Annotated in this window: 1 pseudogene; it reads left to right on the forward strand. The window is 49.0% G+C overall.

Annotated elements, in window-relative coordinates:
- Window positions 1-314 precede the first annotated feature (314 nt).
- Window positions 315-445 (forward strand): annotated as a pseudogene (locus tag ABGA94_RS20210) (tyrosine--tRNA ligase); the annotation flags it as partial.

Below are 445 nucleotides of genomic sequence, written 5' to 3' on the forward strand. Positions count from 1 at the left end.
TTCCTTTTAATAACACATTTGTAGCACTTTTCAAATCTAAATTACACTACGTTTCTTTCCATACAGCATATAATTCTTCTTAATCTAAAGAAAGAGGTGTTTCAAAAAACGCGTAAACAAAAAGAGGGGCAAAGTATATGAATATCGTACAGCCGATTCGAGATAAAGAAATAATACAAGAAATAAAAGAGTTTTATAAGGAACAGAATGCCAAGTCCGAGGCGCGCCTGGCGCAGACCCCGGCCTTCAAGCAGATGGAGACCCGCATCCGCGAGGTGCTCGACTCCGATGCCAAGATTCCGGGCGTGCAGAAGATCGGCGACTTCACCGGCATGATCGGCGATCCCTCGGGCAAGAGCCTGACCCGCAAGCCGCTCAGCCGCGATGACGTGCTGGCCAACGCCCGTACCTACGAGGACCAGGTGTTCAAGGTGCTCGACCGCAG

This window comes from Stenotrophomonas sp. 3diitr2024, from assembly GCF_042136455.1.
GTDB classification, from domain to species: domain Bacteria; phylum Pseudomonadota; class Gammaproteobacteria; order Xanthomonadales; family Xanthomonadaceae; genus Stenotrophomonas; species Stenotrophomonas sepilia.